Raw genomic sequence first — 7,380 nt, forward strand, 5'->3', positions numbered from 1 at the left:
AGTCGCTGCCGCGCTTCATGTTCTCCACGTCCACCGAGGAGAACCGGCGCTCACGGCCGACCCACGTGAACGGGATCCTGCCGTCCAACGCCCACCGGCGAAGCGTCAACGGGTGTATCCCGAGACGCTTCGCAGCCTTGGACAACCGCAGCAACTCCATGCACAGAACTATACGAGCACAACACCCGGGATAGCTAACGAAGTTGTTGAGCCTCACCGCCTTGGTCATATGTATGAACTTGCGTCGCTCGCGCATGTGTGCCGCGAGCGTCCGGCACGAGATACGTAGACGCCGGTGTCGACGAACTCGCCGCTGCGCCGGACAGGCCATGGGCTCCTGCCGACGACCGTCCACCTCATCGCACGGGCTTCGAGGCCTTTTGGCCTCGACCTGTGTCGCGACCTGCTGACGAACGTCGGTCAGCACATCCCGCCCCTCTACGCCGAGGAACACGGCGCGCACCGACGACCCGGCACGGCTACGCGAAGCGGGCGCCGCGCTGATGACACCGGCGCACTAGGGCGCGCATTGAGTCGTGATCACCAGACCCGTGACAACCGGCTACGACAAGCGCAGATGCGTCTACCTCGGCACCGTCACCGCCGCTGTGACCGAAGCAGCGGACTTTTCCAACGGCGGCTCGACCTGCGGCCGGAGCACAGCCGAGGCACGGCGTTGCCCCAGCCTGTGATGGTCACTACAGTCGGTCGGGTGACTGCCGGGTCGGCCATGGGCCATGCACGAGTGAGGTTCCCGGCCTCGGCGTGAGCTCGAGGCGGGCAAGAGCCCCGCCCCCTTCTCCGCGCCTTTGCTCCCGGCGCCCGTATGCGGCGCTTCACCACAGCGGATCCCAAGACCGGAGACACGCCACTGATGTCCTCTGACCAGCAGTACCCGCATGAATCCGAGCTGCCGGCGGCCGGTGTCCAGTTGAACCACACCGCCGTCTACGCAAGCGACCGGCACCTATCTGCCGAGTTCATCGCCGCGATCCTGGGCCTGAAGGTCGGCGCCCCGTTTGGGCCGTTCCTGCCCGTCGACCTCGGCAACGGCGTGACGCTCGACTACTACGAGAAGAGGGACGAACCGATCCAGTCACAGCACTACGCCTTCCTCGTGCCCGACGAGCAGTTCGACGCCATGATCGCCCGCCTGGAGGTGGTCGGGGTTACCTACTACGCCGACCCCAGCCACACCGAAGCCGGCCAGATCAACCGTCTATTCGGTGGTCGTGGCGCCTACTTCGACGACCCGGACGGCCACAACATGGAGATCATGACTCGGCCTTACGTCCGCCCCTAGAGCCGCGCATATCGGCTGTGATCAAGAAACAGCCTGGGCGGGGTCTTTGACCCAGATCATCGAGGCGCGCAGATGGAGGCCGGCGAGGCAGCTGTCCGGGGCCTTGTCGTAGCGGGTGGCGATGCCTCACCAGGCCTTGAGCTTGTTGATCAGGCGCTCGACGGTAATCCTCTCTTTGTAGAGGTCCGCCGTCATGGCTGACGGGTCGGCCGCCCCTGGAGCCTTTCCTCTTCCGGTTGGCGGTCTGGTCCTTCCTCTCGGGGATGACTGCCTTGATGTGGCGTTTGCGCAGGTGGTCCGATTGCCGCGGGACTGCCCGGCAACCGCAATGATTGCAAGGCGTGGGAACTTTCCGGTGCGAAGGCCACCGTCAGCCGGGCCACGGTCATCGCGGACGGCGGCTATCGGGGCACCGGCCTGCTCATTCCGCACCGCCGTGAACGCGGCCAGACCGAACTGCCAGCTTGGAAAGAGGAACACAACACCTCCCACCGCAAGGTCCGGGCCCGCGTCGAGCACGTCTTCGCACGGATGAAGGCATGGAAGATCCTTCGTGACTGCCGTCTGAAAGGCGACGGCGTTCACACCGCCATGCTCGGCCTCGTCCGGCTGCACAACCTCGAGCTCGCGGGGCAACTCCCGCCCCATACGAGACCAGAGAGGCCCAGGGGAGGTGGCTCCCCACCCCCCGGCTCGGAGAACGTTCAGTCGATACAGAACTCGTTGCCCTCGATGTCCAGCATCGGGATGCACGACTCATTTTCTTCATCGGCGTACAGCGTCTGCACGTGGGTTGCACCGAGCGCGACCAGTCGTGCGCACTCGGCTTCGAGCGTGGCGAGGCGCTCGTCCCCCACGAGCCCGGTGCCGACCCGGACATCGAGATGCACCCGATTTTTAACGACTTTTCCTTCAGGGACGCGCTGGAAGTACAGGCGCGGGCCCACGCCTGAGGGATCACTGCAGGCGAACCATGATCCCTGCTCCTCAGGAGGCAGGGTGCGGTTGAAATCGTCCCAGGTGGTGAACCCCTCCGGTGGCGGCGGTATGACGTACCCCAACACTTCACACCAGAAGCGAGCGAGGCGCTCAGGTTCTGCGCAGTCAAAGGTGACTTGGAACTTCTTGATCTCTGACATCGGTGCACCGTACCGCGTTCCAGGGGGACCCTGCCGCTCATTTCCCCAGACGGATCCGCCCGTCCCCCCGTCGCATCCTGGGCCGCCTTGGACACCAAGTGATCAAACCGAACAGTCCACGAGAACGACGCGACCGTGGCGGCGGGCCATGAGGTCGGTCATGGCCAGATGGATCACGGCTTCGGAGCGGTGCGGGTGAGTTTCGTAGTCGCGGACCAGGCGGCGGTGCAGCATGAGCCGGCCGTAGGTCCGCTCCACGGCCCAGCGTTTCGGGATCGGGGTGAATCCCCTGGTCCCGGGGGTGCGTTGGGCGATTTCGAGGTCGATGCCGAGGGCGGCGGCGTGCTCGACGAAGTGCTTGCGGTAGCCGCCGTCGACCCAGACCTTGCGCAGGCTGGGGTGGTCGGTCGCGGCCTGCTCGAGCAGGGCGCGACCAGCGGTGGAGTCCTGGACGCCGGCCGCGGTGACCAGCACCGCGAGCAGCAGGCCGAGGGTGTCGATGATGATGCTGCGCTTGCGGCCGACGATCTTCTTGCCCGCGTCGCTGCCCTGCGTCTTGGCGGGGACAGGGGTGGAGGTCTTGACGCTCTGGGCGTCGATCACGCAGGCCGAGGGGTGGCGGTGCTTGCCCTCCTGCTGGCGCACCAACTCCCGTAAGAGGCCGTCCGCAAACCCGCAGACCAGAAGCGCTTCGCAGTGCTGCCCTGCAGATGGGTCGTGGAACGGACGGCTGACGCGGCTGACCGCGCATCGCCCGCGACTACGAAGGCGATCCCGCCGCCAGCGAAGCCATGATCCGCTGGGCCGCCATCGGTCTCACGACCTGGCGCCGCCCGGGGTGAGGATTTCCATGAGATGTCCGTTGGGGTCGTGGAAGTAGGTGCCCCTGCGGCCTATGGTGCGCTTACTGTGATAAATCTGCCCAATTTCTTGGCATGCGGGATCGCCGTAGTGGGTGATTCCGCCGTGCTGGATGCGGGCGAGGGCGGCGTCGAACTCCTGCTCGCTGACCATGAATGCGTAGTGGTGTGGCTCAAAGTCGTCCAGCTGGTCGTAGTCCAGGCTGACCTGGTTGGCCAGCGTGACCGGCGTGAAGTGCGCCACCGGCGGATCGACACTCAGGCCGAGGATTTCGGCCAGGAACTGCGCCGAGGCTTGCGGGTCACGGGCGGGGACGATGGTGTGATTCAGTTCCACGGTCATAGTGACTCCTCTTCAGGGGCGGGGCTACGCGTGGTGGGTGCTCGGCGGCCTTGGCGACCCGGCATGGTGCAGGGACGCGTGACTGCCCGGGAGAGGGCAGGGCTTCTCCGGCTGCCCTCCCCCGGCTGCAGCTGCCGTGTCATACGTCGATCTGCTCGAAGATGTGCGGGTACGACACGATGTCGTCGGGGAACTCGGCCGACATGCGCTGGAACTCCGGGCTGCCGAACGCCGTGGCGAGCGCCTCGGTCGACTCCCAGACCGCGACGTTCATCAGAAGTTGACTGTCCGCCGTTCCCTTGTGCATCTGCAGAGAGACGAATCCCGGCTGAGCCTTCATGAACTCCGCCTGCCTCCGAAAGAGAGTCAGGAACGCTTCAGTCCTCTCCTTCGGGACGACGAAGGTGTTGGCCAGGACGATGGGCCCGGTCCTCTCCTTGAACTGCGCGAACATCGGCGTAATCGGGTCCAGGCTCTGCAGCTTGGCCATCTTCGGTACTTCCTCTCGCTATCGGTTGTCCCACGACACCGAGGCCGGCCACCGCCGTACTGGATCCGGCGACGCTCACGACGCTCGCTTGTCCCTACGGGTACTGCTTTCTGGGGACCGCTCCATCGTCCCGGCGTAAGCGGGCCGTGAAGTCAGCCGCAGTTCCCGTTCCGATGGGCGACTTCGGTCGGACCGCGCGAACCCGTGTCAGACCTGGGGATGACACCGGACCCTGAGGGGGCGCGGGCTCGCGGCCGACGCGGGCGGAGGTGAAATGCCGTCAATCCGCAGGAGCGCGTTCCTGCTGCGCATGGCGTCCGAGGTGATGGGGCTGCACGGCAAGGAGTTCGACGCGGCCGTGCGCACCATGAAGTACGACGTTTTCGTGTCCGCCTCACAGTAGGCGTACGAGCAGGACGGGGTGCTCGGCACCCCGACCTTCGCTGTCAACGGCGATGTCGTGCCGGGACCGGATGCGCCCTGCCATGTTCGATGCGAAGCTGCTCCCGACGGCGGTCAGGATGGTCGCGGCCGGCGTCGCGCCCACACGGCGAAGTCGCAGATCGCCGGGCCCCGTACCCCAGACGGGCACCAGTCCCGGAAGCTGCGATGCTCATTGACCACGACCAGATAGCCCTAGACTAGGGCGTGTATCGAAAGTGCCTGGTGAGGATGGCGGGTGCCCATTTTGTGATCCAGAATGATTGGATGGTCACGCTTGAGACTCCCCGTTTGATCCTGCGTCGCTGGCGCGAGGAAGACGTTGCGCCCATGGCTGCCATCAATGCCGACCCCGAGGTCATGCGGTGGATCCGTGACGGCAGCGTCCGTGACGAACAGCAGACTCGCAGCGGGATCCAGGCATGGGAGAGCGAGTGGGAGTCACAAGGCTTCGGCCTGTTCGCCGTGGAGATCCGGTCCACTGGCGAGCTGGCCGGGTTCACCGGCCTTTCGGTGCCCGACTTCTTGCCGGAGGTACTGCCGGCGGTTGAGGTCGGCTGGCGGCTGGGACGTTCCCACTGGGGGCAGGGCTTGGCCACCGAAGCCGCTGCAGCCGCTGTACGGTTCGGGTTCGAAGAGCGAGGGCTGGAGCGGATCGTCAGCATCACTCAAGTGGGCAACGACGCCTCCGAACGGATCATGACCAAACTGGGAATGCGTCCGGCCCGTGAGACCGTCAATCCCACCGGCGGTCGGCGAGTCCGGGTGTTCGAGTTGTCGTCGGACCAGTACGTCACAACCACTCGTTGATGACGGCAACGAGGACGGTTGCCTCGTAGCGGACCGCGAGTTCGTCGTACCTGGTGGGTGCGGCTCGATGTCTCTTGAGGCGATTGATGCCGCACTCGACCGCGTGCCGGGCCTTGTAGTCCTCTGGGTCGAACTTCGGTGGCCGGCCGCCGCTGGACCCGCGCTTCTTGCGGTTGCGGGCCTGGTCGGCCTTGTCCGGAATGGTGCAGCGGATTCCCCGGCGGCGCAGGTAGGCGCGGTTCTTCCGGCAGGCGTACGCCTTGTCAGCCCGCACGCGGTCGGGGCAGACGCGCGGCCGACCGGGCCCTATGCGGGGCACACGGACCTTCTCCAGCACCCGTTCGAACTGCGGCGAGTCCCCCCGCTGCCCTGCCGTCACCACGATCGACATGGGCTTCTGACCCTGCTCGACAGCCAAGTGCAGTTTGGTCGTGAACCCGCCGCGCGAACGCCCCAGCCCGTGATCACCGGGCTCGTCGAAGACACCGCCCGGTGGTTCCTTCTGCAGGTCACCCTACTTGCGGGCCCCGGCCGCATGTTGATGGGCACAGCACACGGTGGAGTCGACGCTCAGGTCCCACACGATCGCGCCCTTCGCATCGGCCAGGGCCTGGAGCCGACTGAGAACCTGGTGCCAGGTGCCTCACGCTGCCACCGGCGAAACAGGGCGTAGATCCGGCCCCACGGCCCGTACTCGACGGGCACGTCCCGCCATGGCACCCCGGTGCGGACCCGGAACCGTATGCCGTCGATCAACTGCCGCCGGGACCAGACGGGCGGCCGCCCACCTTCCTCCTCTTCGGCAACAACGGCTCCAGCACCGCCCACTGCTCATCCGTGAGATCTCCCCGCCCCATGTCTAGGTTCTCGCCGCTCGTGACATGTCGATCTTGCGTGACCTGGGCGTTCTTGGCTGTCTCACGGCCTTGTCACCCATGATCAGTCTCAAATCCGTGGCATTTCCTCGCGAGGGCGAGGTCGAGATCAGGCGGCTTGTCCGAGTCGGCCGAGTACACCACGCTGAGCCCCGAGCACGAGGGCTACCGGCGAGCCCAGATCGCGCACCGATGAGTTTCCCGCGCCGCGCTGGTCTATACGCCGGACACCCACGAACGAAAGGCTGAGCCATGCGGAAACTGATCTACGGCATGAACCTGACCCTGGACGGCTACATCGCCGCGGCCGGCGACGACATCGGCTGGAGCGGACCGCCGAGCGACGAGCTGTTCCAGTGGTGGCTCGACCACGAGCAGGCGAGTGGCCTGTCGCTGTATGGGCGCAAGCTGTGGGAGACGATGAGCTCCTACTGGCCGACCGGCGACCAGCAGCCCAACGCCACCCCGGCGGAGATCGAGTTCGCGCGGAACTGGCGGGACACGCCGAAGGTGGTGTTCTCCTCGACGATCGACAAGGTCGACTGGAACACCCGCCTGGTCACCGGCGACGCGATCGCCGAGATCACCCGGCTCAAGGCCGACGACGGCGGCCCAATGAACATCGGCGGCGCAACGCTCGCCGGGGCGGCCATGCGCGCCGGGCTGATCGACGAGTACGCGATCGCCGCCTATCCGGTCCTGGTGGGCAGCGGCACGCCGTTCTTCACCGCGCTGGACAGCTGGGTGAACCTGAACCTGGTGGAGACGCGGACGTTTCCCGGCGGCGTGGTCCTGACCAGGTACGAGACGAGGCGCTGAGCAGCAGCACCCACGCGCTAGTCTCACGATGATGTCGTATACGACATCGGTACGACACGGCCCGTGAGATTACGACATCAGCCGCGAGACCCTACACCATGAACCGAGATCATCCACGGCTCAAGATCCACTTTCGATACACGACCTAGTAGGACTCCGTTAGGTCTGTCTCGATCTTGGTGCCGTGTGTATCCCGCTGGGCAGGGGCAGGTGGTGCAGGTGCCGGTCCAGCAGTTCAGCAGGTCCTGGAGGGTGTCGAGGATCTGGTAGAGGGTGAGGCCGGTGTGTCGGCTTTTGGGG

8 protein-coding genes and 4 pseudogenes are annotated in these 7,380 nt (G+C 65.9%); 5 read left to right on the forward strand and 7 right to left on the reverse strand.

Going from position 1 to position 7,380, the window contains the following annotated elements:
• The coding region (locus tag AB0M27_RS45650; protein ID WP_365731960.1) for a helix-turn-helix domain-containing protein at window positions 1-331 on the reverse strand (331 nt) is incomplete at its 3' end.
• 543 nt (window positions 332-874) lie between these two features.
• Between AB0M27_RS45650 and AB0M27_RS45655 the strand changes: the two genes are divergently transcribed.
• Window positions 875-1,303 carry a VOC family protein gene (locus AB0M27_RS45655; protein WP_365731946.1) on the forward strand — a complete coding sequence of 143 codons (429 nt, stop codon included), beginning with the start codon at window positions 875-877 and terminating at the stop codon, window positions 1,301-1,303.
• 21 nt (window positions 1,304-1,324) lie between these two features.
• Here AB0M27_RS45655 and AB0M27_RS45660 read toward each other — a convergent pair.
• A pseudogene (locus AB0M27_RS45660) lies at window positions 1,325-1,615 on the reverse strand (transposase); the annotation flags it as partial.
• 6 nt (window positions 1,616-1,621) lie between these two features.
• Between AB0M27_RS45660 and AB0M27_RS45665 the strand changes: the two are divergent.
• Window positions 1,622-1,936: pseudogene (locus AB0M27_RS45665) on the forward strand (transposase); the annotation flags it as partial.
• A 71-nt stretch (window positions 1,937-2,007) separates the two neighbouring features.
• Here the strand turns inward: AB0M27_RS45665 and AB0M27_RS45670 are convergent.
• The 4 genes and pseudogenes from AB0M27_RS45670 to AB0M27_RS45685 form a co-directional block, all read right to left on the reverse strand.
• The gene (locus AB0M27_RS45670; protein ID WP_365731948.1) at window positions 2,008-2,442 is read right to left on the reverse strand and encodes a VOC family protein; all 435 of its coding nucleotides are present in this window, start codon (window positions 2,440-2,442) and stop codon (window positions 2,008-2,010) included.
• A 102-nt stretch (window positions 2,443-2,544) separates the two neighbouring features.
• A pseudogene (locus AB0M27_RS45675) lies at window positions 2,545-3,108 on the reverse strand (transposase); the annotation flags it as partial.
• Between the two features lie 150 nt (window positions 3,109-3,258).
• Complete coding sequence (locus AB0M27_RS45680) at window positions 3,259-3,645, reverse strand: VOC family protein (RefSeq protein WP_365731950.1); 387 nt, start codon at window positions 3,643-3,645, stop codon at window positions 3,259-3,261.
• Between the two features lie 139 nt (window positions 3,646-3,784).
• Window positions 3,785-4,135: an antibiotic biosynthesis monooxygenase family protein gene (locus tag AB0M27_RS45685; RefSeq protein WP_365731952.1), complete on the reverse strand. Its 351-nt coding sequence runs from the start codon at window positions 4,133-4,135 to the stop codon at window positions 3,785-3,787.
• 274 nt (window positions 4,136-4,409) lie between these two features.
• Here AB0M27_RS45685 and AB0M27_RS45690 point away from each other — a divergent pair, with 274 nt between their 5' ends.
• Together AB0M27_RS45690 and AB0M27_RS45695 are read left to right on the forward strand one after the other, a co-directional pair.
• Window positions 4,410-4,538 carry a hypothetical protein gene (locus tag AB0M27_RS45690; protein ID WP_365731954.1) on the forward strand — a complete coding sequence of 43 codons (129 nt, stop codon included), beginning with the start codon at window positions 4,410-4,412 and terminating at the stop codon, window positions 4,536-4,538.
• Between the two features lie 305 nt (window positions 4,539-4,843).
• Window positions 4,844-5,386 carry a GNAT family N-acetyltransferase gene (locus AB0M27_RS45695; protein ID WP_365731956.1) on the forward strand — a complete coding sequence of 181 codons (543 nt, stop codon included), beginning with the start codon at window positions 4,844-4,846 and terminating at the stop codon, window positions 5,384-5,386.
• Here AB0M27_RS45695 and AB0M27_RS45700 read toward each other — a convergent pair.
• Window positions 5,370-6,243: pseudogene (locus tag AB0M27_RS45700) on the reverse strand (IS5 family transposase). The gene AB0M27_RS45695 and the pseudogene AB0M27_RS45700 sit on opposite strands and share 17 nt — an antisense overlap.
• Before the next feature lie 270 nt (window positions 6,244-6,513).
• Here AB0M27_RS45700 and AB0M27_RS45705 point away from each other — a divergent pair.
• Window positions 6,514-7,080: a dihydrofolate reductase family protein gene (locus AB0M27_RS45705; protein ID WP_365731958.1), complete on the forward strand. Its 567-nt coding sequence runs from the start codon at window positions 6,514-6,516 to the stop codon at window positions 7,078-7,080.
• The last annotated feature ends 300 nt before the right edge of the window (window positions 7,081-7,380 follow it).

This window comes from Streptomyces sp. NPDC052107, from assembly GCF_040680215.1.
Classification (GTDB): Bacteria; Actinomycetota; Actinomycetes; order Streptomycetales; family Streptomycetaceae; genus Streptomyces.